This is a genomic window from Pseudomonas helvetica (genome assembly GCF_039908645.1).
Taxonomy (GTDB): Bacteria; Pseudomonadota; Gammaproteobacteria; order Pseudomonadales; family Pseudomonadaceae; genus Aquipseudomonas; species Aquipseudomonas helvetica.
Window position 1 is genome coordinate 5,441,824 of the sequence record NZ_CP150917.1, and the last position, 25,814, is coordinate 5,467,637.

18 protein-coding genes and 1 pseudogene are annotated in these 25,814 nt (G+C 58.0%); 6 read left to right on the forward strand and 13 right to left on the reverse strand.

Annotation, left to right across the window (positions count from 1 at the left end):
• Window positions 1–22: 22 nt before the first annotated feature.
• From AABM55_RS25155 to AABM55_RS25165, 3 genes are read left to right on the forward strand one after another with little or no spacing between them, the layout of a single operon-like run.
• Window positions 23–4,108: a neuraminidase-like domain-containing protein gene (locus tag AABM55_RS25155; RefSeq protein WP_347928053.1), complete on the forward strand. Its 4,086-nt coding sequence runs from the start codon at window positions 23–25 to the stop codon at window positions 4,106–4,108.
• On the forward strand, window positions 4,108–8,595 hold the full coding sequence (locus tag AABM55_RS25160; protein WP_347928054.1) for a SpvB/TcaC N-terminal domain-containing protein: 4,488 nt from the start codon (window positions 4,108–4,110) through the stop codon (window positions 8,593–8,595). The genes AABM55_RS25155 and AABM55_RS25160 overlap by 1 nt, the downstream gene beginning before the upstream one ends.
• Window positions 8,592–11,393 (forward strand): RHS repeat-associated core domain-containing protein, encoded by a 2,802-nt coding sequence (locus AABM55_RS25165; protein WP_347928055.1) that lies wholly within the window; start codon window positions 8,592–8,594, stop codon window positions 11,391–11,393. The genes AABM55_RS25160 and AABM55_RS25165 overlap by 4 nt, the downstream gene beginning before the upstream one ends.
• Before the next feature lie 43 nt (window positions 11,394–11,436).
• Here the strand turns inward: AABM55_RS25165 and AABM55_RS25170 are convergent.
• The 9 genes and pseudogenes from AABM55_RS25170 to AABM55_RS25210 form a co-directional block, all read right to left on the reverse strand.
• Window positions 11,437–11,541 (reverse strand): annotated as a pseudogene (locus AABM55_RS25170) (VOC family protein); the annotation flags it as partial.
• A 17-nt stretch (window positions 11,542–11,558) separates the two neighbouring features.
• Complete coding sequence (locus AABM55_RS25175; protein ID WP_054594107.1) at window positions 11,559–11,978, reverse strand: type II toxin-antitoxin system VapC family toxin; 420 nt, start codon at window positions 11,976–11,978, stop codon at window positions 11,559–11,561.
• Window positions 11,975–12,220 (reverse strand): hypothetical protein, encoded by a 246-nt coding sequence (locus AABM55_RS25180; protein ID WP_054594108.1) that lies wholly within the window; start codon window positions 12,218–12,220, stop codon window positions 11,975–11,977. Before AABM55_RS25180 ends, AABM55_RS25175 begins: the two co-directional genes overlap by 4 nt.
• Before the next feature lie 82 nt (window positions 12,221–12,302).
• On the reverse strand, window positions 12,303–12,671 hold the full coding sequence (locus tag AABM55_RS25185; protein ID WP_054594109.1) for a glyoxalase superfamily protein: 369 nt from the start codon (window positions 12,669–12,671) through the stop codon (window positions 12,303–12,305).
• Between the two features lie 120 nt (window positions 12,672–12,791).
• Window positions 12,792–14,249, reverse strand: coding sequence for a D-aminoacylase (locus AABM55_RS25190; RefSeq protein ID WP_347928056.1), 1,458 nt, complete (start codon window positions 14,247–14,249; stop codon window positions 12,792–12,794).
• Between the two features lies 1 nt (window position 14,250).
• Window positions 14,251–15,111, reverse strand: a complete 861-nt coding sequence (locus AABM55_RS25195; RefSeq protein WP_054594111.1) for a MurR/RpiR family transcriptional regulator — start codon at window positions 15,109–15,111, stop codon at window positions 14,251–14,253.
• 16 nt (window positions 15,112–15,127) lie between these two features.
• The gene (locus AABM55_RS25200; RefSeq protein WP_347928057.1) at window positions 15,128–16,477 is read right to left on the reverse strand and encodes a gluconate:H+ symporter; all 1,350 of its coding nucleotides are present in this window, start codon (window positions 16,475–16,477) and stop codon (window positions 15,128–15,130) included.
• Window positions 16,478–16,686: 209 nt separating this feature from the next.
• A complete protein-coding gene (locus AABM55_RS25205; protein ID WP_347928058.1) occupies window positions 16,687–17,598 on the reverse strand; it encodes a LysR family transcriptional regulator in 912 nt (303 codons plus the stop codon).
• 257 nt (window positions 17,599–17,855) lie between these two features.
• Window positions 17,856–18,446 carry an NAD(P)H-dependent oxidoreductase gene (locus AABM55_RS25210; RefSeq protein WP_054594114.1) on the reverse strand — a complete coding sequence of 197 codons (591 nt, stop codon included), beginning with the start codon at window positions 18,444–18,446 and terminating at the stop codon, window positions 17,856–17,858.
• Between the two features lie 201 nt (window positions 18,447–18,647).
• On the opposite strand from AABM55_RS25210, the gene AABM55_RS25215 reads away from it, so the two are divergent.
• The gene (locus tag AABM55_RS25215) at window positions 18,648–18,962 is read left to right on the forward strand and encodes a putative quinol monooxygenase (RefSeq protein ID WP_019691724.1); all 315 of its coding nucleotides are present in this window, start codon (window positions 18,648–18,650) and stop codon (window positions 18,960–18,962) included.
• Here the strand turns inward: AABM55_RS25215 and AABM55_RS25220 are convergent.
• On the reverse strand, window positions 18,952–19,716 hold the full coding sequence (locus AABM55_RS25220; RefSeq protein WP_347928059.1) for a sulfite exporter TauE/SafE family protein: 765 nt from the start codon (window positions 19,714–19,716) through the stop codon (window positions 18,952–18,954). The genes AABM55_RS25215 and AABM55_RS25220 overlap by 11 nt on opposite strands.
• 87 nt (window positions 19,717–19,803) lie before the next feature.
• On the opposite strand from AABM55_RS25220, the gene AABM55_RS25225 reads away from it, so the two are divergent.
• Complete coding sequence (locus AABM55_RS25225; RefSeq protein WP_347928060.1) at window positions 19,804–20,703, forward strand: LysR substrate-binding domain-containing protein; 900 nt, start codon at window positions 19,804–19,806, stop codon at window positions 20,701–20,703.
• Window positions 20,704–20,761: 58 nt separating this feature from the next.
• Here AABM55_RS25225 and AABM55_RS25230 read toward each other — a convergent pair whose 3' ends face one another.
• Both AABM55_RS25230 and kynU read right to left on the reverse strand, forming a co-directional pair.
• On the reverse strand, window positions 20,762–22,174 hold the full coding sequence (locus AABM55_RS25230) for an amino acid permease (RefSeq protein WP_347928061.1): 1,413 nt from the start codon (window positions 22,172–22,174) through the stop codon (window positions 20,762–20,764).
• A gap of 205 nt (window positions 22,175–22,379) precedes the next feature.
• Entirely contained in the window at window positions 22,380–23,630 is a 1,251-nt protein-coding gene (kynU, locus tag AABM55_RS25235) for a kynureninase (protein ID WP_054594118.1), read from the reverse strand.
• A gap of 176 nt (window positions 23,631–23,806) precedes the next feature.
• Here kynU and AABM55_RS25240 point away from each other — a divergent pair, with 176 nt between their 5' ends.
• Entirely contained in the window at window positions 23,807–24,280 is a 474-nt protein-coding gene (locus tag AABM55_RS25240; RefSeq protein ID WP_054594119.1) for an Lrp/AsnC family transcriptional regulator, read from the forward strand.
• Window positions 24,281–24,301: 21 nt separating this feature from the next.
• Here AABM55_RS25240 and AABM55_RS25245 read toward each other — a convergent pair whose 3' ends face one another.
• Entirely contained in the window at window positions 24,302–25,315 is a 1,014-nt protein-coding gene (locus AABM55_RS25245; protein ID WP_347928062.1) for an AraC family transcriptional regulator, read from the reverse strand.
• Window positions 25,316–25,814 lie beyond the last annotated feature (499 nt).

Consider the following 25,814-nt stretch of genomic DNA (forward strand, 5'->3'; position numbering starts at 1 on the left):
CACCTCTATTCAAGGATCGAATATGACCGTTGCCATTAAAAAGCAGCTCGATGAAAGCCTGCGCGATGCACTGTTGGCGCTGTACCTGAACAAAGTCGTGCCCGCCGACGCCACGACAAAAAACCTCAAGCTCAAGACCGCCCAGGATCTCTACGAATACTGGTTACTCGATGTGCTGGTCAGCCAGGATGTGCCCACCACCCCCGTGGCCTGTGCCATTGCCAGCCTGCAGCACTACATCAATCGCATTCTGATGAACATGGAGCCCGGTTATGACTCGGCAACCGATGCTCCCGAGCATGTGCAGACATGGCGCAATGAGATGCACCAGTACCCAACCTGGGCCGCCCATCAAAAGCTGCAGTACTTCCCCGCGATCTATCTGGACCCCGGCCTGAGAAACAACAAGAGCGATAACTTCCAGCAACTGGAAAACGACCTCAGCCAAAACCGGATTCAACCCGATGCCGTTCAGACTGCCGTGCAGGCCTACCTGACCCGGCTCGAAGAGGTCGCCAACCTGAACATCCTCAATGGCTATATCGAGGGTGTAGATTTCGCCAACAGCACTTATTACTTCATCGCCAAATCCCGTAGCGAGAACACCTATTTCTGGCGTTCGCTGAACATGGCTCAACGCCCCCAACAAACTGATCAACCCGACCCGTTCGCCTGGTCGGACTGGGAAAAAGCCGATGTGCCCATTCCGGATGACGCCATCGAGCATTCGATTCGCCCGGTCTGGTTCAACAATCGCCTGTTTGTCGTCTGGGCCGAATGCATTCATCAGGATCCTGCCGCCCACTCCAGCGAAAGCCAAACGACCAGGAACAATCCCCTGTTTCGGCTAAGCCTCAGCTACCGTAAACACGATGGCAGCTGGAGCACCGCGCGAACCTGCCTGCAGGGTTACGGCGACGATGTAACACTGCAAGACAAGGACTTGAGTTCAATCAAGTCGCTGACAGGTACTGTCGCCGTCCATCACCAGGAGAACTCGCAGGATTGCCTGATTATTGCCCTATACGTTAACCCGCAAGATGCCAAGGCCGATAACAGTTTTATCTTTCTGAAAACAGCCAGCGTCGACAAATACCTCACGCACAGCCCAGGAGTATTCATTCCTAAAGAAGACACAGCAAAAAACCGACGGCATCTGCATTACACACTTACGCAAGATCTCTGCGTGCTTTCCAACACGCACTCACTTCAACCAAAAATCTCTGCACAAGCAAGATCCAATGCACGCACAGCATTATTAAAGACTTCAATACCCATTGATTTAAAAGATAAAAATGTAGCACCCATTGAAAAGCCCGACGAATTTACCGCCAACATAAGCTATGAGCCAACCGAATCAACGCTCACCATGAGTCTTAAATTAAAGGAGGCTTATCCCCTCAAAAGTGGCGATTCAATTAAATACGTTATATTACGGCCACTATCCGTTAGAGACTCCCAACGCGAACGTACCTCTTCGTCCAAGACCCTGCCTCACCTAGATAAAGAGTTTACAGCCACATTCGACACCGACCAAATCAAGACAGAAGGTGAACCTTTTTACTACGGATATTGCATTACTAACGACGCGGTAAAAAAAACAGAAATTTACTATCTTGCTGCCATCAGACTCAGGATTCGCAACGATTTCCGCACTCCCACAATTAAACGTTCGGGCACGGTGCAGTTTCTCGACTTCTCGGAATCGACGATTTCGCACAGCGACGAAGGACTTCCCGGTCGTCAGCCAATCAGACTCAACACCGCATTCGCCGCAGAGTTGATCCAACGTACCGAAAACAGTCTGGACAAACTGTTCAGTACGGAAACACAACGTCTGCCAGAGCCAAAAATTGCAGACACCGATTCCGGAACAACCATGGATTTCCACGGCCCTTACGGTCGTTACTTCACAGAACTGTTCCTGTACCTGCCGTGGCTGATCGCCCATCGGTTGAACACAGAACACCAATACGACGAGGCCGAACGCTGGATTCGCTATGCCTTCGATCCAGGCCGTAAGCAGTCCGGTTACTGGAATGCGGTCCCTCTGACCGGCCCCGATGTCCCCTCATATTCCAGCCAGGCACCTCACGATCCGCACCAGATCGCCCTTAGCCATCCGGTGCATTTTCGCAAGACGCTGTACTTCCTGTACCTCGACATTCTGATCAACCGAGGCGATGCCGCGTACCGCGAACTGACACCCGATAGCCTCGGCGAGGCAAAGCGCTGGTATGTGCGGGCATTGGATCTGTTGGGGCCACGCCCGGTTGTTCAACAAGTCGATCAGTGGTCGGCTATCAGCCTGCAAGCGTTGAGCAAGGCACCCAGTAAAAGCCTGCGCACATTCGAAGATTCACTGATCCGTTCAACCCTGCAATTACGCGAAGGCAGTCCGCAGAACTCCTTACCCGCTATCGATACCCCGCATCTGCGTTTGCCGTTCAACCCGGAACTGCTCAAGCGCTGGGACATCGCCGAGAGTCGTTTATACAACCTGCGGCATAACCTCGACATCGTCGGCAAGCCCTTGCATTTGCCGTTATTCGCGGCGCCATTGGAGCCTCGCGCCTTGCTCAGCGCCAATGCATTGAGCGCTTCAAGCGGCGGAGCTTCGAACCTGCCGAGCACACAAATCCCGCACTATCGCTTCACGGTCATGCACAGTCAGGCCCTGAGTGCAGTGGAAAGTGTCAACCAGTTCGGCGCCACGCTGCTGTCGCTGATCGAGCGTAAAGAACAAACCCGGTTGCAGGAATTGCAGCAACAGCACGCCTGGGACCTGGCGAAAATGTCCGTCGGCCTGCAAACCCAGGCGCTACGCATCGACCGGCAAAACCGCCAGGCCCTGCTGGCCAGCAAAGCGATCGTCCGGGGTCGAATCAGCCACTATCAGCAGTTGCTGGAGAAGGATGTCACTCAAGAAGAAGCTGCCGCCAGCCAACTGTATTTGAGCAGCGGCGCATCCGAACTGGCAGCATCAGCCTCCCAGGTCGTCGCGGGCGGCATGATGATGGTCCCCAATATTTTTGGTTTTAGTAATGGTGGTAGCCGCTGGGAAGGCGGGATGCATGCCGCCACTGCGCTCGCCCAAGGCTCCGCCATAGCGACTCGCACCGCGGCCAGCCATCTCGACCGTACGGCGCAATTCAGTCGTCGGCGGGAGGAGTGGACCCTGACCCGTGATCAGGCACAACTCGAACTGGACCAGATCGACGCACAACTCGCGCACTTCACCGAGCAGGAAACCGCCACACGCCTGCAATTACGCCAGGCTGAAACAGCACTGAGCCAGACCAAGGCCAGCTACGACTTCCTCAGCAAACGCTTTACCAAAGCGCAGCTCTACCAATGGCTCAACAGCCAGTTTGCCACGCTGTACTACCAGGCCTACGACGCGACATTAGCCTTGTGCCTGGCCGCCGAAGCCTGCTGGCAATACGAGCACGCCGACTTCAGCACGCGCTTTGTTCAACCCGGGACCTGGAACACAACTTACCGTGGGCTTGGAGCAGGTGAGCAGCTGAAGCTGAGCCTGCTGAAAATGCAGGCCGAATATTTGCAGCGTAACGAGCGAGAACTGGAGATTCGTAAAACCGTGTCGCTGCGTCAGATCAAAGACCAGGACAGCTCCAGCTCAATCAACAAAGAATGGAAGGACCTTCAAATCGATCTGAAGGATGGTATCTGTGATTTCGAACTGACCCACGCCATGTTCGAAGACGATTACAAAGACCAGAAGCATTACCTGCGACGCATCAAGACCCTCAGCGTCTCCTTGCCAGTCCTCCTCGGCCCCTATGAAAACATCCGGGCAACGCTGACCCAGACCGCAAGCAAAGTGTTCATGTCTCCAGGTGACCAGGGACAGCTCATGGAAAACAAGCGAGCCAGCCAGCAAATCGCCCTTTCCACCGGAGTCGACGACAACGGCCTGTTCACCCTGAACTTCAACGATGAACGCTACCTGCCCTTCGAATACACCGGCGCCATCTCCACATGGCGCCTGACCTTTCCCAATCCCGAAGCGCAGAAAGCCATGCTGGACTCACTGACCGACATCATCGTGCACGTGAGCTACACGGCCAGAGCGGGAGGTGCGTAATGAGCGAACAAAACGCATTGCCTGTCATCGCGCCGTCGCTGCCCAAAGGTGGTGGTGCCATTCAAAGCATTGGCAAAGGCTGGGGAGCCGTCGGCGCCCACGGCGCGGCCTCTTATGAGCTTGCCTTGCCGATTTCGCCGGGTCGCGGCTTTGCTCCCTCCTTGTCTCTGAGCTATGGCAGCTCGGTGGGTAACAGTGTGTTTGGCATCGGTTGGGGGATGTCATTACCCACCGTCGGGCGACGCACCAGCAAAGGTGTGCCGGCCTATACCGAGGATGACGAGATTGTCGGCCCCAGTGGAGTTGTCTGGTTGCCCGAGCGCGATCTACAAGGCGTCATCACCTCAACCCGCATCGACCATTACAACGACCTGGAACTGGGCGAAACCTATACCGTCACGCGCCACTTCCCGAGAATCGAAAGCAGCTTCGACCGCATTGAACATTGGTCCTCACAGAGCGACAAAGCGGGCTTCTGGCTGGTGCATGGTGCTGATGGCAGCCTTCATGTGTTCGGAAAAAAACCTGCATCGCGTCGTGCCGATCCGCAGAATTCGCAGCGTGTCGGCGAATGGCTGCTGGAGGAGAGCCTGAACGCACATGGCGAGCACATCCTTTACCAGTACAAGGCAGATGGCGCCAAGGCCCAGCGCTATTTGAGCCGTGTGAGCTATGGCAATTTCAAGGCCGATGCGCACCTTTACTTATGGAAAGCCGATCGCCTGAGGCTTGTGCAATGGCACTTCGAACTGGTGTTCGACTACGGCGAACGGAGCACGGCGTACGAACAGAAACCGGAATATGACGGCCAACAGTGGCAACCCCGTAGCGACGGGTTTTCCAACTTCGCCTACGGCTTTGAATTACGTACAGAGCGCCTGTGCCGCCAGGTGCTGATGTTTCACCGCTTTCCCGATGAATTGGGTACCGACCCCGTTCTGGTCCGACGCCTGCTGCTCGATTACCGTCAAACGTCTCTGGGCTATCAACACCTGACAGCGGCCCATGAACAGGCGTTCGGCAACGCGATAGCAGCCGATAGCCGTCCTCCCGTTGAGTTCAGCTACAGCCCGTTCAAGCTCCCGGCCGACGCCCACAACTGGCAGCAGTTTCAGGACATGCCCGGTCTCAACGACGGTCAGCGTTACCAACTGGTAGACCTGTACGGTGAAGGGCTACCGGGGGTACTTCATTCCAGTGAAAATGCCTGGTATTACCGCGAGCCCCTACGCGCCAAAGCCAAAAGCAATGAAGTGACTTACGATCAGTGGCGCGCCCTGCCGACGATCCCGACCGCCGATACTGCCAAACCTGTGCGCCAATCACTGAGCGACCTCACAGGCGATGGTCGACTGGACTGGGTCATTGCTCAGCCAGGATTGAGTGGGGTTTTCTCCCTGGGCCCCGATCGAAACTGGTCGAATTTTGCCTCGCTCGACGCGTTCCCTACGGAGTTTTTTCATCCACAAGGACAGTTGGCCGATCTGATGGGCGAAGGGCTAAGCGACTTGACGCTGATAGGCCCACGCAGCGTTCGTCTGTATGCCAATCTACGAGAAAAGGGCTTTGCTGCTGCCCGCGAAGTGCCTCGCGAAGAGGACGAAGACGCCCTTCCCGTGCTCACGTCTTCGCTCACCGAGCTGGTGGCTTTCAGCGATATCCTGGGCAGTGGCCAACCGCACTTGGTCCGTGTTCGCCACAATGAAGTGAAGTGCTGGCCAAACTTGGGACATGGACGTTTCGGTAAAGGCTTCGTGCTGGGCTCGCCGAAACTTGACTACGAGACATTCGACGCTTCACGTATTCGCCTGGCAGATCTGGACGGTTCGGGCGCCGCCGATCTGATCTACCTGCATGCGGACCATGCGCAGATATTCATGAACCGCTGCGGCAATGCTTTCGACCTGTCAGTTGCCCTGCCCTGGCCGCAAGGTGTGCGCTACGATCGTTTCTGCCAGGCGAGCATCGCTGACCTGCAAGGGCTCGGTTGTTCCAGCCTGATACTCAGCGTGCCGCACATGACAACGCAGCATTGGCGCTACGACTTCGTCAGTGAAAAACCGTATTTGCTCACTGGCACCAATAACAACATGGGCGCCGCCGGCAGCATCCGCTACCGAAGTTCGGCGCAGGAATGGCTGGATGAAAAAGCAGAGAGAATCAAAGCCGGCAAGCCCCGCAGCTGTCATCTGCCCTTTGCCCTGCATCTGGTTTCGAGCCAGACCCAACTCGACGAGATTACCGGCAATCAACTGACCCAGAGCTTTTCCTATCGCCAAGGCTATTACGACGGTATCGAACGGGAATTTCGCGGTTTCGGCCTGTTGCTGCAAACCGACAGTGAAGCCAATCCCGGTGATGCCGGCTCGCAAGGTTTTACGACACCGAGCCTGAAAAAGAGCTGGTACCACACCGGACAAGCAGTGGACTTGCCCCGAACCGGTTATCACAGCGCTGACAAAGCAGCGGTGGCACTGGGCAAGGCACTGCTTTGCCAATACCAACCCGAGATCGGGGGCGACACACTCGTTACCCCTGATACTGCGACAACCCTCGAAATGGCGCGCGCCCTGAGTGGTCATTTACTGCGCAGCGAGATCCTCGGAATCGATACACGCCTGAAAACCAGAACGCTTTATTCGGTTCAGGAAAACCGCTATCAGGTCCGTCTGCTACAAGTGCCAGACAGTAGCCAGCGCTACGCCCGGATGTTGCCGCTGCCACTGGAGTCCATCAGTTACCAGTACGAGGGCATTACCGATGATCCGCAATGCCAGCACATCTTCAATCTGCAGCACGACAGGTTCGGCGTACTGATCCACAACGTAAGCGTCCACTATGCCCGACGTAAAACCGACAGTGATACACCGCCGTTCAGCGATGCCGACCAACAGCAATGGTGGCGCGATGCTCATGATCCGGCGCAACAGCTCTACTACCTGAACGAAACCCGCACCGAGTTCATTCATCTGGATTCACCCCAGGGATGGCGGTTGGGTCTGCCTTATCGCCAGCGTACCCATGCCCTGAAACGACCCAAGGCGCCTGCATCTGGAGGGCTGGCCACAAAGGACATGACTTACGAAAAGCTCATCGAACTCATCAAGGGAACCGACTGGACGACCCAGAGCATCCTGACGGGCCTGTCCGTGCAACGCTACAAGAACACTTCTACCGCAGAAACCTTGCCAGACGGCACCGCTCACTTCGAAGCCCTGGCCGACCATCTGGAAACCGCCGAGCTGGACGATACAGCCCTGAAAGCCTTCGATGTGTTGTCGCAAGCAACTCGCCCCAAGGGAAAACTGCTTGAACGAAGTGGCTATCACCGCATGACCGATTTTCTCCCGACGTCCACGTCCCCCAAAAAGCTCTGGTCAGTCAAAAGCGGTTTCTCGACCTACGCCACACTGGAGGGCTTTTACAAAGTAAAAACCCTCCAGCCGAGCACAAGCCAGGGCGTGACCGAGATCAGCCACGACAAGTACGGCTGCCTCATCACCGCGTTCAAACTGCCCGATGGCTGCATCACCCAGGCCACCTACGATTACCGCTCGCTTGTGCCCCGACGCATCACCGATCCGAACGGGAACATTCAAGAAGGCCTCTACGACAGTTTTGGCCAGATACTGGCCAGCAGTTTTTATCGCAGCGAGGGTAACAAGCTCACAGGTTTCAAACCTGTTGCCCAATACAGACGTCCGGTATTCACCCGTCCGAGCGAGGCGATCACCAACAAAGAAGACGCTCTGAAAGACGCCGCCATTGCCATCTATTACGCACCCTTTAGCTGGATGGGGCGCGCCTCGGACACCGCTCTGAAGGACACCGACTGGCTGACCCGTTGCGTAGCCAACGGCGACTTACTGCCGAGCGGACATATCTGTGCCTCGATTCGGCGTCGTCTGGCGGGCCTTGAGACACTCTCGGCCGATGAAGCGAAACTGAAAGCCGAACTCGACATCTCGGCTCGCGAGCCGGTGCACATTGCGGCACTGACCGCCGATCGTTATCCCGATGACGACCAAAGGCAAATCCGAATCGCCGTGACCTGCAGTGACGGCTTTGGCCGGACACTGCAACAAAAGCTCAAGGTCGAGTCAGGAACAGCCTACGTCGTCAGCAACACAGGAGAGCTGACGCTCAACGGAAAAATACCGCAGCAACAGATCGCCGCGCAGCGCTGGCGCGTCAGTGAACGTATCGAATACAACAACAAGGGATTGGCGATCCGAACTTACCGTCCTTACTTCGCCGATCAGCACCGCTACATCAACGATGTGTCCTTTCGGAAGTTCGGCCACTGCGATTTGCAGTTTTACGATGCATTGGGGCGACCGACTCACACACGACTCGCCAAACAAGGTGATCTTTCCTGTCTGCGGCGGCAAACCCGTCATCCCTGGTACACCGTGGATGAAGACGAGAACGACACACTCGAAGAGGTCATGCCCAAACCACTCCCGACAACCGGAGGTGAGGCATGAACGTACGCCTTCACCGCAAGACACCCACGATCAACGCCATCGACAGCCGTGGCCTGCCTGTGCGGCACATCGCTTACTGGCGCGGCAGCGCAGACGACAGCCCTCAAGCACGAATTACCCGCCAGGACCACGACACTGCCGGACACCTGGTTGCGCAGTGGGACCCACGACTGTTTGGCAAAATGCCAAAGGCCAATCTGACCACCGTCTACAGCCTGTCCGGCAAGCCGCTGTTGGTCGACAGTGTCGATGCCGGGTGGCGCCTGAGTCTGCATGGTGACGCCGGACAGACACTGCGCAGCTGGGATCAGCGTGGCAGCCACTGGCAAACGAGCTACGACAATCAGCTCCGGCCGACCGAAATCCAGGAGCAAGCAGCAGGCCAGGATCTGCGCGTGATCGAACGCTTCAGCTATGGCGATAATTCGTCAGCCGCTGCGGCGAGCAACCTGTGTGGTGCACTGACCCGTCACGATGACAGCGCCGGTACCCTGCTCATCCATGAATATGCACTCTGCGCCAAACCTGCTGGTCAGACACGGCGCTTCCTCATCGATCCCCGGCAGCCGCATTGGCCAACAGACGAGAAGGACCGCAATGTACTGCTTGAAAAGGGCGAGGGTCACAAAACGATCTGGCGCTACGACGCGCAGGGAGAAATGATCCAGCAAATCGATGCCGGTCAGCACCAACAACGTTTCTCGTTTGATGTTGCGGGTCAACTCAAGTCCGTGAGCCTGAAAATAAAAGACGCCGTGATCGAAAATAATATCGTGAAGGATCTGCTCTACAACGCGTTTGGCCAAGTGGAATCCCAGACTGCCGGTAACGGGGTTACCAGTCGCGCCCTGTTCGACCCGGCCAGCGGACGCTTGACCTCACTCGGCGCGTCCGTGTCTGGCAGCACCCTGCAGGACTTGCACTACACCTATGACGCAGTGGGCAATGTGACGCAGATCGAGGACAAGACCCAGCCAGTGCAATTTGGCAGCAACCAGCGAGTCGAAGCCATCAGCACCTACACCTACGACAGCCTTTACCAACTGACCAGCGCAACGGGCCGTGAAGCGGAAGGCCCCAACAACCAACCCCACCTTCCGATCTCCAGCAGAGCACCGATCGACGCCCGGCAATTGTTCAACTTTACCGAGCTTTATACGTACGACACCGGGGGCAACCTGACCGAACTGCGCCATGTTCGCGATCGTAATAACTACACCCGGACCCTGAACATTGCCGCCGCAAACAATCGCCTCCAGTCCTGGAACAAGGGCGACTCAACTCCTGACATTGCAGCAAACTTCGATGCCAACGGTAACCTGCACGCGCTGCAACCGAGCCAGGCGCTGGAATGGAACACCCGCAATCAACTCGCCAGTGTCATGCTGATCCAGCGTGAAGACGGGCGCGATGACATTGAGCGCTACAGCTACGACAGCAGCGGTCAACGTGTACGCAAGATTCAAACTACCCATGCAGCGTCGGTGACTCACACCCGAGAAGTTCGCTATCTGCCGGGCCTCGAAATCCGCACCCGCACTCACGAGCGACTGGAAGTCATCACCCTGCAAGCCGGTCGCTATAGCGTTCGCTACCTGCACTGGACCCAAGGCCGACCGGCCGATATCGCGGCCAATCAAATACGCTACAGCCTTGATGACCATCTGAGGTCCAGCTCGCTGGAGCTTGACGACCAGGCGTCGCTGATCAGTCAGGAAGGTTATTTGCCTTATGGCGGTACGGCGTGGACGGCGTCCCGTTCGGCTGTGGAGGCCGATTACAAAACGATTCGATATTCCGGCAAGGAGCGTGATGCCAGTGGACTGTATTACTACGGGCACCGGTATTACGCGCCATGGTTACAGCGTTGGATCAGTCCTGATCCGGCGGGAGCGGTTGACGGGTTGAATCTGTATTGCATGGTGGGAAACAACCCGGTGAGATTTGTCGATCACAAGGGCCTGATGCGAGACGAAGACCTCAGAGAATTCGAGGATTGGGGCAGAGCCCGCTCACAGGAAATCATGGATACCGCTAACGGTGACCTTACCTATCGCTTGATACCGGATGACTACGACAAAAGCTCTGATCAATTTTTAGACAAGAGATTGCTGAGGCAGGAATTTCTTGCTCACTCGTATGGATACATCAAAACGAGCGAAATTGGGCTCAGCGACTTTTTTAATATCCCAAAGCCTCAAGGCAGTATGAGGGGATATGCAGGGGTAGATATGCGTTACTCAGGCAACGCCACGAACGCCGGTCACTACTTGCAATTCGGAACCTACAGGATCAGTAACACGGCTGACTATGTGACCGATGTGTCCAACCGGTACGCCGCGGCGGGCAATGACATGTTCCACAATTTAACAATCGATGAAGACGTATTAAGAGATGCGCCTACGATCAGCAGGCTGTCCAGTAACGCCCATGAACTGCAACAACCTACGCGAGACTGGATAGCAACTCATATCGATAGAATGGCGGGGATCATGCCGATACTCGCCGGTGGCCCCGGGACCCATGCAGAAGTCCGACTGGTGAACTCAATTGTTGCGCTCTATCCGGATAGAGCGGAAAGGATACTTGCCGACACCACTGTATTCACAGACACATTATCTCGGGGGTCTAACCCTCAGCCATTCCCTGCCTGCATTAACTGCAGCGGGATCATTCCGCATGCGGTCAACATTCCAACCGGACGCAATCCCCCCGACTATGCGGGATACAACGCACGTGTCCAGCAAATAAACCAGGTACAACGCACGCGTCCGGGAGGTAGTCGGAATAGAAGATGACAGGTCTGTCTTGACTGACCCGCCACCCCATACAGTTATCCGCTCAAACACAAATCGCATGGGTAAACACCAACCGATTCCCGAACGGATCGCTGACGGTCATGTCCTGGCTCCCCCAGGGCATGGCCTGAATCTGTGGATGAGCAAAGGTGATCAATCCAGCGCTCAGGCCTCCCACGGATTGATCACCTCAACCCCGGGAAACTCAAAGTCCCGAACATTGCGAGTAGCAATCGAGGCACCGTGAGTTCGGCAAATGGCGGCAATCTGCGCATCGGCCATCGACGCCGCTCGGCCGTTGGCTTCGCAGCCCGCCACCAGCGTCGCGTACTCGACAGCGGCATGAGCATCAAAAGGCAATATTCTTCCGGCAAAGTCCTCTTCGAACATCGCCATCGCATGCGCTTCAAGTTTCTGTTTACGCTTACCGAATGGCAGCCGGGCAATACCATGGAGAATTTCTGCGACGGTAACCGCGCTGATTGCCAGATCCATCGCCGGTTGTGCGTCAACCCAGGCCAACACGTGTATATCGGGCTCAGCCCGCATGAACTCTGAAAGAACATTGGTATCGAGCACTATCATTCGGAGAAATCCACCGCTGTCGCTTTCTCCTGGCGCGAAGGCAAATCGAGTTCAACCCCACCGTTTGCGCTAAACCGGCTGCGGATCCGACTACCAAGCCCTCCTGCCCGATCAACAGTGGCCAATGCTCTTCCCAGAATCAAACGGGCTTCTTCTTCCATCGAATGCCCATTGTGGGCAGCGGCTATTCGCAGTTGTTCTTTAATCTGGTCGTCAAGGTTTCGAATCGTGATGCTGGCCATGATGCCTCCTGCAATCAATGAAATCATTGATTGAGACTAGCACACCCCCCGCTTGTACAACTCAGTAGACCGCCCAGCGGTCTCAAACACAAATCGCATTGGTAAACACCAACCGATTGCCGAACGGATCGCTGATGGTCATGTCCTGGCTCCCCCAGGGCATGGCCTGAATCTGTGGATGAGCGAAGCGGTATTCCTTGGCCAGCAATTGCTGCTGGAACACTTCCAGCTCATCGGTCTCGATGCGCAGCGCCGAACCCGGCGTTGCGTCGCCGTGGTGCTCGGACAGATGCAGCACGCATTCACCTCGCGACACCTGCAGGTAGAGCGGGAAGTTCGCCTCGAAACGGTGCTGCCAGTCGAGCGTGAAACCGAGGAAGTCGACGTAGAACTCCAGCGCCTTGGCTTCATCGAAGATCCGCAGGATCGGGGTGGTTTTACCGAAGCTCATTGCGCTACTCCCAAACTGAAAGGCCCCACTCTAAGTGGGTTGCATGACAGCGCTTCGGCTTGGGGAAGGCATTCTTTAATTGCACAGTGCCACCATTGTGATCAACCCCACAGATCGCTGTTACCTGAAGCCTGAACCGAGAGTTCCTTCGCGCGCCAAAAACCGCCCTTCCCGACGTCCATTCGGCTGACCATCGATATAGCTGCGCACCCCATTGACCCACACACCGTCGATGCCTTCGGCCGAACGTTGCGGGTCGTTGAAATCCGCCACATCACGCACGCGCAACGGGTCGAACAGCACCAGATCCGCCCAATGCCCTTCGCGGATTTCACCGCGCTGTTTCAGGCCGAAACGCGCCGCCGAGAGCCCGGTCATTTTGTGCACCGCCGTGTGCAGCGGGAACAATCCGAGATCCCGACTGAAGTGCCCCAGTACCCGTGGAAATGCGCCCCACAACCGTGGATGCGGGAACGGGTCTTCCGGCAAACCGTCGGAACCGATCATCGATAACGGGTGGGCCAGAATGCGCCGCACATCCGCCTCATCCATGCCGTAATAGACTGCCCCGGCCGGTTGCAGGCGACGGGCCGCATCCAGCAACGGCACGCCCCACTCGGCGGCGATGTCCATCAGGTCGCGGCCGCCCACTTCAGGGTGTGGTGTCGACCAGGTGATGGTGATGCGAAACGCGTCCGTCACCTGTTTGAGATCCAGGGTCGAGGAGCTCGCCGCATACGGATAACAATCGCAGCCCACCGGGTGGGTTTTCGCTGCGTGTTCAAGGGACGCCAACAGCTGCGGACTGCGCCCCCAGTTGCCGGCGCCAGCGCATTTGAGATGGGAAATGATCAGCGGACTTTTCGCGTGGCGAGCAATCTGGAATGCCTCGTCCATGGCCTCCAGCACCGGTTCGAATTCGCTGCGCAAATGGGTGGTGTAGACCGCGCCGAAAGCTGTCAGCTCTTCAGTCAGTTGCATGACTTCGTCGGTAGATGCCGAGAAGGCGCTGGCGTAGGCCAACCCTGTGGACAAGCCCAGCGCACCGGCTTCCAGGCTCTCGCGCAATTGCTCACGCATTGCCGCAATTTCGCGCGGTGTCGCGGTGCGAAACAGGTCATCGAGGTGGTTGCTGCGCAGTGCCGTGTGGCCGACCAATGCGGCCACGTTCAACGTCGGGTTGGCCGCTTCGACTGCCGCCCGGTAATCACTGAAACGCGGATAAACAAAGGCTGCGGACGTACCGAGCAGATTCATCGGGTCCGGCGGATCGCCGCGCAAACTCACCGGCGAGGCGCTGATCCCGCAGTTGCCGACGATCACCGTAGTCACGCCCTGACTGAGTTTGGGCAGCATCTGCGGCTGGCGGATCACCACTGTGTCGTCGTGGGTATGTACGTCAATGAAGCCTGGCGCGAGCACCCGTCCGGCCGCGTCGATTTCCTCATCGGCGCTGGCCTCCTGCAAATCACCGATGCACGCGATCCGTCCGTTCATAATCGCCACGTCGGCGGTATAGCCCGGCGTGTTGCTGCCGTCGATGATCAGGGCGTTGCGGATCAGCGTGTGGTACTGCATGTCAGTCTCCCAGCGGCAGATGATCATCGCCGCCACGGTAGTCGTCGAGGGCGAGTTTGATCCGCCGCAGACGTTCTTGATTGTCTTCAGGATTTGCCAGCGCCAGCTCGGTAGCCAGCACATCAATGGCCAGCAGCATGCCGTAACGCGCCGCCGTCGGTTTGTAGATGAACGAGGTTTCGGCGCTTTGCAGCGGCAGCAGCACATCGGCCAATTGCGCCAGCGGCGAGTCGGCCAGGGTGATCGCCAGAATGCGTGTGCCGTAGCTGCTCGCCAACTCGACAGCCTCCAGCAGTTCCGGGGTGATGCCGGTCAGCGAACAGGCAATCAGCGCATGCTCCGCGCCCAGTGAAGCGGCGGTCACGCGCATCATCACCGGGTCATGACAGGCGGCAATCGGGTAGCCGAGGCGCACCAGCCGCACTTGCAGCTCATCGCTACAGAGTGTCGAGCAACCGCCCATGCCGAATGCGTGAATCATCCGCGCCTTGCCCAGCAATTTCACTGCGTCGGCGAAACGCGACTCATCGAACGCCGACAAATGTTGACGCAGCGTCGACTCGATATCGCCGACGATCTGCCGATAAAACGCCGACTGTTCCGGCGTCCCTGCCGGGTCGAGAAAACGACTGCCGACCCCGCTGGCCTGAGCCAGTTGCAGGCGCAGATCGCGCAGGTCTCGGCAACCGACGCTGCGGGCAAAACGCGAGAGTGTCGCGCTGCTGACCTCGGCTCGCAGTGCCAGTTCGTCGAGGCTCGCTGACGCAGCGAAGCCCACGTCGTCGAGCATCAACCGGGCAATCCGCCCTTCACCGGCGCTGAAGGAATCCTGACGCGCACGAATCTGATAGAGGATGTCCATTTACCGCACCTGCTGTTCAAAGCACATAGGAAAGACCAAGGGTCAGGCCGAACGCGATCACCGAAATCAAGGTCTCGAGCACCGTCCAGGTCTTGAAGGTCTGGGTCACGGTCATATTGAAGTACTCCTTGATCAACCAGAAGCCGCCGTCGTTGACGTGAGAAAAGATAACCGAGCCCGCACCTGTCGCCAGCACCAGCAGCTCCGGATGGGGATAGCCCAGACCAATGGCCACCGGCGCGACAACGCCGGATGCGGTGGTCATGGCCACGGTCGCAGAACCGGTGGCGATGCGCATCAAGGCCGCGAACAGCCAGCCCATCAACAACGGCGACAAGTGAAACTCATGGGCCAGGCCGACGATCTGGTCAGTCACCCCGGCGTCCACCAGAATCCGGTTCAAGCCACCGCCGGCGCCCACCAGCAAGGTAATGCTGGCGGTGGGTGCCAGGCACTCATTGGTGAATTTGAGGATCGATTCGCGGTTGAAACCCTGGGCCAGACCGAGGGTCCAGAAGCTCAGCAATGTCGCCAGCAACAGGGCGATCACCGAGTTACCGATGAACAACAGGAATTGGTTGAAACCGCTGCCCGGCGTGGAGATCAGATTGGCCCAACCGCCAATCAGCATCAGCACCACCGGCAGCAGAATTGTCGCCATGGTGATGCCGAAACCCGGCAAGCGGTCCCGTGGTTCGCGCTCGATGAACTGTCGTTCCAACGGGTTTTCCGCAAGCAACTGGATGCGCGGCACGATGAATTTGGCGTACAGAGGACCGGCAATGATCGCCGTCGGGATGCCGATCAGAATCGCGTAGAGCAACGTCTGCCCCACCGAGGCCTGATAGGCCTGCACCGCGAGCATCGCCGCCGGATGCGGCGGCACCAGCGCGTGCACCACCGAGAGCCCGGCAACCATCGGCAAACCGACCATCAGAATCGACACGCCTACCCGCCGCGCCACGGTAAAGGCAATCGGCACCAGCAACACAAAACCGACTTCGAAGAACAGCGGCAGGCCCACCAGAAAGGCGATGCAGACCATCGCCCAATGCGCGTTTTTCTCGCCGAAACGCTCGATCAGCGTACGCGCCATCTGCTCGGCACCACCGGACTCGGCCATCATCTTGCCGAGCATCGTGCCCAGCGCCACCACCAGCGCAATGTGCCCCAGGGTTTTGCCGACGCCCGCTTCATACGCGCCCACCACCCCTGACGGCGGCATTCCGGCGAGCAGCGCCAGACCAATGGAAACCAGGGTAATGACAATGAACGGATTGAGTCGGTAACGGGCGATCAGAACGATCAGCGCAATGATGGCGATAGCGGCATAAACCAGCAGCCAATAGCCGAAGGACGGTGCCATGCGGTACTCCTCGAAAAGGGTCACGTCGATGTGTTGTGAAACCCATAAATCATTTCGAGGAGCCGCTTTCAAACCTGATGAAAGTAATTTTCGTGAAGAGACAAGAAATGTCGCTCACAGACATGCCATGTCGTGATTAATGAAAATGCGCGGTGAGTATTTTCATGGGGCAGAACGAGAACACCGACGGCTGCTGGTGATGGCAAGGATCAGCCTTCAAACACCTCGTTCGCGTAACTCGCCAGCTTGCCCTGGATGAAGTCCAGGAAGCATTGAATCCGCAACGCCAGTTGCGAGTTGCGGTAGTACACCGCATTGATCGGCTGGCGATAGCCACTGTTGGCCTGCGCCAGCAGCAATTTCAGCCGTCCGGCCTTGATGTCATTGATGGTCATGAAATGCGACAGGCACACAATGCCCTGCCCCTCCAGCGCCAGCTGACGCAGGGTTTCACCGCTGGAGGCGCTGAGGCTCGGCTGAATCTGCCAGCGGTCGCCGTGCACATGACGCAGCGGCCAGTGATTGAGGCTTTCGGTCTGGGTGAAACCCAGCAACGAGTGGCCGACCAGTTCGGCAACCGTGGTCGGTGTGCCGTGTTTTTCCAGGTACGCGGGGCTGGCGAGGATGTGCAGCGGGCTGCCCCCCAGCGAGCGCGCGTGCAGGGTCGAATCCGCCAACGGCCCGATGCGGATCGCAATGTCGGTGCTTTGCTCCAGCAGGTCGATGATCAGGTCGTTGCTGTTGAGTTCCAGCTGGATGTCCGGGTACAGACGGCGGAACTCATCGATGTAAGGCACGATGGCATGCAGCATGAACGGCGACGCCGCATTGATCCGCAGCCGTCCGGAAGGTGTCTTGTGACGCGAGGACAGACGCTCTTCGAGCTCGTCCATCTGGTCGAGAATCAGCTTGGCCTGTTCGAAGAAGTACTTGCCCTCCTCGGTCAGGTCCATGCGCCGCGTGGTGCGGTTGATCAACGTGGTGTCGAGCTTGGCCTCCAGACGCGACAGCGTGCGACTGACCGCCGAAGGCGTTTGCCCGACCTGTTCGGCCGCCGCAGAAATCGAACCGCACTCGATCACGCAGACGAAAATCTGCAACTCATCGGATCTGGCTTTCACGTATGTCCTTCCTATCGAATGCGCCTTGTGGCGGGAGTCAGGCATTCCTTGTGGCGAGGGGGCTCGCCCCCGTTCGGCTGCGCAGCAGTCGTAAACTCACTGCCCGCACTTAGTCTGAAAATACACGGTGACTGATGTCAGGACCGCTTCGCGCTCCAAAGGGGCGGTGCGGCGTTCCGACAAGCCCCCTCGCCACAAGTAAAAACGTGCCACTGCTCAGGTGTTCGATAGTAGCCGGATGCGAGACATAACGCAGGTTACGCCGGCAAGTTGAATACTTGCTTGAGGTGCTGTTCGTAGCGCGCGACGTCGGCTTCAATGTTCGGCCGCTTCATCACGTCGACACACAGGAAGGTCGGTAGACCGCTCATGCCGAGGAAGGTGTTGGCCTTGTGGAACGGGAAGTACACCGCATCCACGCCCTTGGCTTCGAAGAAGTCGCTCGGGTCGTCGAACGCTTGCTGCGGTGCGTTCCAGGTCAGCGACAGCATGTACTGCTTGCCCTGCACCAGGCCGCCACTGCCGTATTTTTGCGAAGCATCGGAGCGGGTCCGGCCGTCGCTGGCGTAGAGGCTGCCATGGCCTTCGGTGAAGACTTCGTCGATGTACTTTTTCACGATCCATGGTGCGCCCATCCACCAGCCCGGCATCTGGTAAATGATCACGTCGGCCCAGAGGAACTTGGCGACTTCTTCAGCGACGTCGTAGCCCTCGTCGATGTGGGTCACTTTCACGTCGACACCGCCGCGATCCAGCACGCTCAAGGCAGCTTCGTGCAGGGTAGCGTTGTAGCGACCGTCAGAGTGGGCGAATTTCTTGCCACCGTTGAGCAACAGAACTTTTTTCATGGGAAGCCTCATCAGGGTCCGATGCACCGCGCTGTGGATAAGTCGCGGGATCGAAAAGTTTTAAATTTGATGGCGGCAGAGTATCGATGACCCTTCCCATGAATAAGCCCGAAGCCGGCAAAATACATTTGACCGAAACGCACGAATCACCAGCTGATTGTTGCCATAGAATTTTCTCAACCCTGACTTGAGGAGTTCTGCATGAGCGAGCAACACGGTTTCATCCTGCACGCCAAAACCCGCCCGGAAAAAGCCGACGCCTTCGAAGCCCTGTTCCGCGCTTACGTCGAACCCAGTCGCGCCGAACCTGGCTGCATCGAGTACCACATGCTGCGCGACCAGCAAGACCCGACGCTGTTTATCTTCTACGAGATCTGGCAGTCCCGGGCCCATCTGGACGTGCACTCGAACCTGCCGCACATGCAGCAGTTTTTCGAGAACCGCATGGATTACCTGGAACGCGATTTCGATATCCGCCGCATCGACATGCTCAGTCCATCATCGGCTAGCCGCTGATCAGCAGATGGCCGCCGAGTATTCCAAGGCCGACGAAGAACACCCGCTTGAACAACACGGCGCTGATCCGCTCTCGCAACCATTGCCCCAGCAGCATGCCGAGCAGCGCCGGGATCAGGGCGAGCAGTGAAGCACTCAATTCGCCGTCGCCGAGCGCCCCGCGCCACATCAAGCCGGCAGCGAGTGCCAGGGTCGACACGGTGAACGACAGGCCCAGCGCCTGCACCAGTTGATCCTTGTTCAACCCCAGCGCTTGCAGATACGGCACCGTCGGAATCACAAAAACCCCGGTGGCCGAGGTGATGATGCCAGTCAGCGCACCACTGAGCGGGCCGAGCCAGCCTTCGGTTTTACTACTGACCCGCAAGGTGGGCAGAAACAATCCGCTCAAGGCATAGAGCAATAGCGCCGCCCCAAGTCCTCGCACCACCCACTCCCCGCTTCCAATCCCCACCCACAACGTACCCGCACCGGTACCGACAAATATCGCCAGCAGCATGGGCCACAGCCGTTTGATCAACGGACGCAAATGCCCACCGAACGCCAGTTGCCAGACGTTGGTCAGCGTCGCCGGAATGATCAGCAATGCCGCAGCCTGTGCCGGCGCCATAGCCAGACCAAGCAAGCCCATGGCAACGGTCGGCAGCCCAAGGCCGATCACGCCTTTGATCATCCCGGCCATCAAAAAGGTGATGATCACCAATAAAGACAAGGCCAAACCGAGGTTTTGATAGAACGCGAGAGGAGTATTCATAGCGTTATCCTGGGCCTTTCGAAGGGCCCTGAAAATCTGCCATATACTGAGCCTGCCTCTTGTTTTAACAGAGCCTTGGAAACGCCCATGCACTTCGACCTGATCGACCTCAAGCTCTACCTGAACATCCTCGACGCCGGCAACATCACCGCTGGCGCAACCAGCAGCCACCTGTCACTGGCGGCGGCAAGTGCGCGAATCCGTGCGATGGAAGCTTCGCTGGGTACAGCATTTTTCGAGCGTGGGCGTCGCGGCATCAGCCCTACCCCGGCCGGCAAGGCACTGGCGCAACATGCCCGGGTATTGCTGCGACAGGCCGAACGCATGCAACAGGATCTGGCGGAATACGCCAAAGGCGCCAAAGGTCAGGTGCGGTTGTTGTGCAACACCACGGCAATAACTGAATACCTGCCCGAGTTGCTGGCGGACTTTCTGCGAGAGCACCCCAACCTCGACATCGACCTGCAAGAACTGCCGAGCCTGCGCATCACCCATGCCTTGCGTCAGGGAGCGGCGGACCTTGGTATCGTTTCCGATGCGGTGGACACCCATGACCTCGACACCCGAGCATTCCGCGATGATCCGTTGGTGCTGATCATGCCGAGCGATCATCCATTGGCTGAAGGGGAAGCACCGAACTTCAGCCAGACCTTGTCTCACGATTACGTCGGGCTCAGTGCCAACAGCGCGTTGGCGATCTATCTGGAAGAACAGGCGCTGCATGCCGGACTGCGCATGCAGATCCGCATTCGCGCCGAGGGTTTCGATGGGGTTATTCGCATGGTCGCCCATGGCGCGGGATTGGCGATTGTGCCACTGGCAGCGGTCGAGCGCTGGGCCCGTGGGCAAGCATTCAAACATCTCGCGCTGAACGAGCCATGGGCCCAGCGAAAACTACTGCTGTGCGCACGCTCGTTCGACGCCCTGCCCCGTTACGCCAAAGCCCTGCTTGAGGCGTTATCCGAAACCGCTGACACAAACTTGTAGGAGCAAGGCTTGCCCGCGATGGCGATTTTGCGGTCGCCATCGCGGGCAAGCCTTGCTCCTACGGGGCCGGGGCGTTGTCCAGTGTGCCGGCCAATGCCCTGGTTTTTCTGAAGAACACCCCGTAGACCAACGACAGGATCAGCAGGAACGGCACACCAAACACCAAGGTCATTTTGAACGCCTCGGTGAAGTAGGTGGTGATCATCACCGCGCCCATCAGCACCAGCCCCAACAGCGTGGTGTAAGGGAACAGGCGCATGCGGAACGACAGCTTCCGCTCGCCGTGACGCTGGTGATAGCGACGGAAACAGTAGTGCGTGAGGAAGATCATGAACCAGGTGAAGATCGCGCCGAACATGGAAATCGCCATCATCAAGGTGAAGGAGCTTTCCGGGTACATCACGTTCAACAGCGTCGCCAGCGCAATGCCCGAGCTCGACAGCAGCAAGGCGTTGAGCGGGATGCCGCTCTTGCTCAACGCGCCCATCGCCTTGGGGGCGTAACCGCCACGGGACAGGCTGAACATCATCCGCGTGGTGATGTAGAGCTGACTGTTCATCGCCGACAACGCGGCAATCAGAATCACGAAATTCATCACCCCGGTGGCGCCGGGAATGCCGATGGTTTGCATGACCGTGACGAACGGGCTCTGCGCATGACCCGCCTGAACCCACGGCACAATCGCCAGCATCAGGGCCAGGGTCAGCAGGTAAAACACCACCAGCCGCACGATGGTCGCGCGAAAGGCTTTCTTCACCGCCCGCTCCGGATCCTCGGCTTCACCGGCTGCCACCGCGATCATTTCCACGCTCAGGTAGCTGAAGATCGACACGATCACCGCCACCCACATCCCTTGCAATCCATTGGGGAAAAATCCGCCGTGGCTGGTGTAGTGATGCACGCCGTACTCCGGGTTGCCCGAGCCGAACACCACATACACCGCGAGAATGATGAAACCGACAATCGCGCCGATCTTGATGGTCGAGAACCAATACTCAAAGGTGCCGAAGGTCTTCACGCTGATGGCGTTGAGCACGATCAGAATGCTCGAGAACGAGACGATCCAGATCCACTCAGGCACGTTGGCGAACCAGTACTTCATGTACATCGCCACCGCCGTCACCTCGGTGCCGACCGCCAACACAATCGCCGCCCAATAGGCGTAGCGCACCAGAAACCCGGCCAGCGGGCTGATATAGAACTCGGCATACGCGCCGAACGAACCCGAGGTCGAATGGGCCACGGTCATTTCCGCCAGACAGCCCATCAACAGCAGCGTGATGACCGCGCCAATCGCATAGCTGAGCAGCACGCTCGGCCCGGCATAGCCGATGGCATAGGCGCTGCCCATGAACAGGCCGGTGCCTATCGCACCGCCGATGGCGATCATGCTCATCTGCCCCGAGGTGAGCTGGCGCCTGAGGCCGTGCTCACGGCTGGAGATGGTTTCAAAACCGAGGGTGTCGGTCATTTCTCTGTCCTCTGAATATTGTGTTTTTTTAGAGAGCACATCGTTTGGATAAACCGGGTCACACGGTCGAACTAAACCCTGTGGCGAGGGAGCTTGCTCCCGCTGGGCTGCGTAGCGGCCCAAAAATCTTCGCAGTGAGTATCGATTTTGTGAGTGCTGCGCACTCAAGCGGGAGCAAGCTCCCTCGCCACGGACAGTGCTGGGATCAGGTGACGCTGTGGCGTACCTGGAACTGCGCTTGCGACCAGGTTTGCTGATCGAGAATCTCGCCAAGAATCTGCACCGCATCAAAGACTTCGGTGAAGCTGGTGTACAGCGGCGTGAAACCGAAGCGCATGATCCGCGGCTCGCGGTAATCACCGATCACGCCTTGGGCGATCAAGGCCTGTATCACCGCGTAGCCTTGCGGGTGTTCGAAGCTGACATGGCTGCCACGCCTGGCGTGTTCGCGCGGGGTAATCAGTTTCAAATCGTGAGCGGCGCAGCGCTGCTCCACCAGCTGGATAAACAGGTCAGTCAGCGCCAGGGATTTGCGGCGCAGGCTGGGCATGTCGGTCTGGGCGAAAATCTCCAGGCCGCACTCGACCATGGCCAATGAGGTGATCGGTTGAGTGCCGCACAAGTAGCGAGCGATACCGCTGCTCGGCTCGTAGCCTGAGGCCATGTCGAACTGTCGGGAGTGACCGAACCAGCCGGACAACGGCTGCGTGACCAGATCGCACAGCTGCGGCGCAACCCAGACAAACGCTTGCGAGCCGGGGCCGCCATTGAGGTACTTGTAGGTGCAACCGATGGCGTAGTCCGCGCCCGCCTGACGCAAATCGACCGGAACCGCACCGGCGGAATGCGCCAGGTCCCAGATCGCCAGCGCGCCGCATTCGTGGATCAACGCCGTCACGGCCTGCATGTCGTGCATGTAGCCGGTTTTGTAGTTGACGTGGGTGAGCATGACCACTGCGGTGTCCTGGTCTATCGCCTGCGCCAGCTCTTCCGGGCTGTCGACCAGACGCAAGCTATAGCCCTGCTGGAGCAAATCCATCAGCCCTTCGGCGATGTACAAATCGGTCGGAAAGTTGCTCGACTCACTGACAATCACCCGCCTCGTCGGTGCCCGCATCGCCTGCACACGCAAGGCCGCACCGAGGACCTTGAACAGGTTGATCGAGGTGGTGTCGGTGACCACCACTTCGCCCTCACCGGCACCAATCAGCCCGGCCAGGCGATTGCCCAGACGTTCCGGCAGGTCGCGCCATCCCGCGCTGTTCCAGCTGCGGATCAAGCCATTGCCCCACTCCTCGGCGATGACCGCCTGAGCACGCTCAAGCGCCGCAACCGGACGCGCGCCAAGGGAGTTGCCGTCGAGGTAAATCACGCCTTCGGGAAGCGCAAACTGGTGACGCAAATGAGCCAAAGGGTCTTGCGCATCAAGCGCCAGGCAATCGTTTCTTGTGATCATTATCGGTCCTGTTCTCTAGATGACATGCCGCGGTGTTTTCAGCATTTTTGCGCCGGCACAATGAGCAAATAATGAACGAAGCTTCGGAGAATTTTCGTGCAAAGTGGATGGCCATATAGTAGTTGTCTCGAAGATAATTCGAATCCAACTCCAAAAATCGCGGATTTATTCAAACCATGACCCTCGACTCGACAGACCTGCGGATCCTGCATTACTTGCAGCAGGACGGGCGTATCAGCAATCAGGAATTGGCGGAGAAAGTTGCGCTGTCGCCGTCGGCTTGCCTGCGGCGTTTGCGGCTGCTGGAAAGCGAGGGAATCATCACCGGCTATCGCGCGGTGCTGAACGCCGAACGGCTGGGCATCGAGCTGGAAGCCATCGTCCATGTGTCATTGCGACAGGACGTCGAGGACTGGCACGAGACCTTTATCAAGAAGGTGCAAGAGTGGCCGGAAGTCGCCACCGCGTACGTGATTACCGGCGCCAGCAACTATGTGCTGCGGGTTCAGGCGCGCAACCTGAAACACTTCTCGGATTTCATCGTCAACAAGCTCAATCGCACCGCGGGTGTCACCGATATTCGCTCGGAAATCGTCCTGCAGAAAATCAAGGAACGCGACGATCTACTGGATCTGGTCGCCCGCAAATAAGCCTTATTGACTGCCTCTGCGTCAAAGCCCGCGCATGCGCCGGGCCTCGTTGCGCTGCAAGGTTGCGCTCGGGGCTTCGTCGAACAACTTGCGGTACTCGGCGGAAAAACGCCCCATGTGGGTGAACCCCCAGCCCATGGCAATCTCCGAGATATTGCGCGCCAGCCCCTGTTCAAGAATGTCCTGGCGCACCGCATTCAAGCGGTATTTTTTCAGATAAGCCATCGGCGACAGGGCGAAGTACTTCCTGAATGCCTCGAACAACTTGAACCGCGAAACCCCGGCCGCCGCTTCGATGTCTTCCAGGTGCACGGCTTCGCGAGCGTTGTCGTGAATGTACTGTTTGGCCCTGATCAGATAGTGCGGCAATTTCACCCCCAACACCTCCCGCAGCTCATCGGAGTAATTGTTCGGCTGGGCGAGGATCAGGCCTTTGATCAACGAGCTTTCGATGTCCCGCGTGAAGACGACCTGCTCAAACAGTGCGCTGCTGCGCTCGAGTTCGCCGATGAAATACCGCGCCATGCGCCACCACGAGGCCGACGCACCGTCCACCGCATCCATCACTGATTCAAAGCGCAGCGGCGCATCCAGCGGGCGCTGCAACATCCCTTCAAGGGATTCGCTCATGGCCGCCCGAGTGATCACCACCTGGACCTTGCGGCAGTCACCGGAGATCGCCAGCATCTGGTTTTCATTCGGGGAGATGATCACGCCCTGATCGCGATTGGATTTGAGCAGCGTGCCGTTCTTGCTCAGCTCCTGCTCACCGACCAAAGGCAGGCTGAGGCTGTAGCTGCTGAAATGCTCGGCGTCTTCGATATCGACGGTCACGTCAGTGCCGTATTCGATAGTGCCCAGGGTCGTGGCCATCGACTTGAACACATTGGCCGTGTGATGAAAACGGATACGTTCGGGCGTCGAGGTTTCGAGACGGTGCGGCCCGCAGATCCCTGACATCCAGGTCCGCGCGCCCTCAAGGTCATAGTGATCGATACGAATATCGCGAAACTGCGGATCGGCTTTGCTACTCATCACGGCGCACCCACGGCAATATTTTTCTCGCGCGCTCTGACGGCGCACCTCTGACTTGAGCCGAGCAAGTTCCAGACCACTGAACGCCTGCGCCAACCCGGTGGATAGCAATCATCGACTAAGTGGATAACGCGGCAGTTCCGGAGCCGGGGCTCACCCTCGAACAACGCTCAAGGCTGCCCAAGACAGTACCTCAATGCTGCAAACAGGGGCGGCCGTTCATCGAATGGTGCAGGGTCTTGAGTATTAGCTGCCCACCTTGATACACGCGGGTGTTACCCGCAAAGATCGCAGTGAGAGGCACTTGCTCCCGCCGACCGGTCCGCGCTCGGGCGCAGCAGTCGTAAAACCTTCGGATGCGTCCTATCTGAAAAATTGCAATTGCCGACTTCAGGGCTGCTTCGCAACCCAGCGGGAGCAAGCTCCCTCGCCACAGGGGCAGTGCAGCCAGCGGCCGCCGAACTTTGTGGACTGCCTTCGTCGACAAACCGGATAGACC

Excerpts from the sequence above, each read along its gene's own strand:
- AABM55_RS25155 (WP_347928053.1), top strand. The coding sequence starts at position 23 with ATGACCGTTGCCATTAAAAAGCAGCTCGATGAAAGCCTGCGCGATGCA.
- AABM55_RS25160 (WP_347928054.1), top strand. The coding sequence starts at position 4,108 with ATGAGCGAACAAAACGCATTGCCTGTCATCGCGCCGTCGCTGCCCAAA.
- AABM55_RS25165 (WP_347928055.1), top strand. The coding sequence starts at position 8,592 with ATGAACGTACGCCTTCACCGCAAGACACCCACGATCAACGCCATCGAC.
- AABM55_RS25175 (WP_054594107.1), bottom strand. The coding sequence starts at position 11,978 with ATGATAGTGCTCGATACCAATGTTCTTTCAGAGTTCATGCGGGCTGAG.
- AABM55_RS25180 (WP_054594108.1), bottom strand. The coding sequence starts at position 12,220 with ATGGCCAGCATCACGATTCGAAACCTTGACGACCAGATTAAAGAACAA.
- AABM55_RS25185 (WP_054594109.1), bottom strand. The coding sequence starts at position 12,671 with ATGAGCTTCGGTAAAACCACCCCGATCCTGCGGATCTTCGATGAAGCC.
- AABM55_RS25190 (WP_347928056.1), bottom strand. The coding sequence starts at position 14,249 with ATGCAGTACCACACGCTGATCCGCAACGCCCTGATCATCGACGGCAGC.
- AABM55_RS25195 (WP_054594111.1), bottom strand. The coding sequence starts at position 15,111 with ATGGACATCCTCTATCAGATTCGTGCGCGTCAGGATTCCTTCAGCGCC.
- AABM55_RS25200 (WP_347928057.1), bottom strand. The coding sequence starts at position 16,477 with ATGGCACCGTCCTTCGGCTATTGGCTGCTGGTTTATGCCGCTATCGCC.
- AABM55_RS25210 (WP_054594114.1), bottom strand. The coding sequence starts at position 18,446 with ATGAAAAAAGTTCTGTTGCTCAACGGTGGCAAGAAATTCGCCCACTCT.
- AABM55_RS25215 (WP_019691724.1), top strand. The coding sequence starts at position 18,648 with ATGAGCGAGCAACACGGTTTCATCCTGCACGCCAAAACCCGCCCGGAA.
- AABM55_RS25220 (WP_347928059.1), bottom strand. The coding sequence starts at position 19,716 with ATGAATACTCCTCTCGCGTTCTATCAAAACCTCGGTTTGGCCTTGTCT.
- AABM55_RS25225 (WP_347928060.1), top strand. The coding sequence starts at position 19,804 with ATGCACTTCGACCTGATCGACCTCAAGCTCTACCTGAACATCCTCGAC.
- AABM55_RS25230 (WP_347928061.1), bottom strand. The coding sequence starts at position 22,174 with ATGACCGACACCCTCGGTTTTGAAACCATCTCCAGCCGTGAGCACGGC.
- kynU (WP_054594118.1), bottom strand. The coding sequence starts at position 23,630 with ATGATCACAAGAAACGATTGCCTGGCGCTTGATGCGCAAGACCCTTTG.
- AABM55_RS25240 (WP_054594119.1), top strand. The coding sequence starts at position 23,807 with ATGACCCTCGACTCGACAGACCTGCGGATCCTGCATTACTTGCAGCAG.
- AABM55_RS25245 (WP_347928062.1), bottom strand. The coding sequence starts at position 25,315 with ATGAGTAGCAAAGCCGATCCGCAGTTTCGCGATATTCGTATCGATCAC.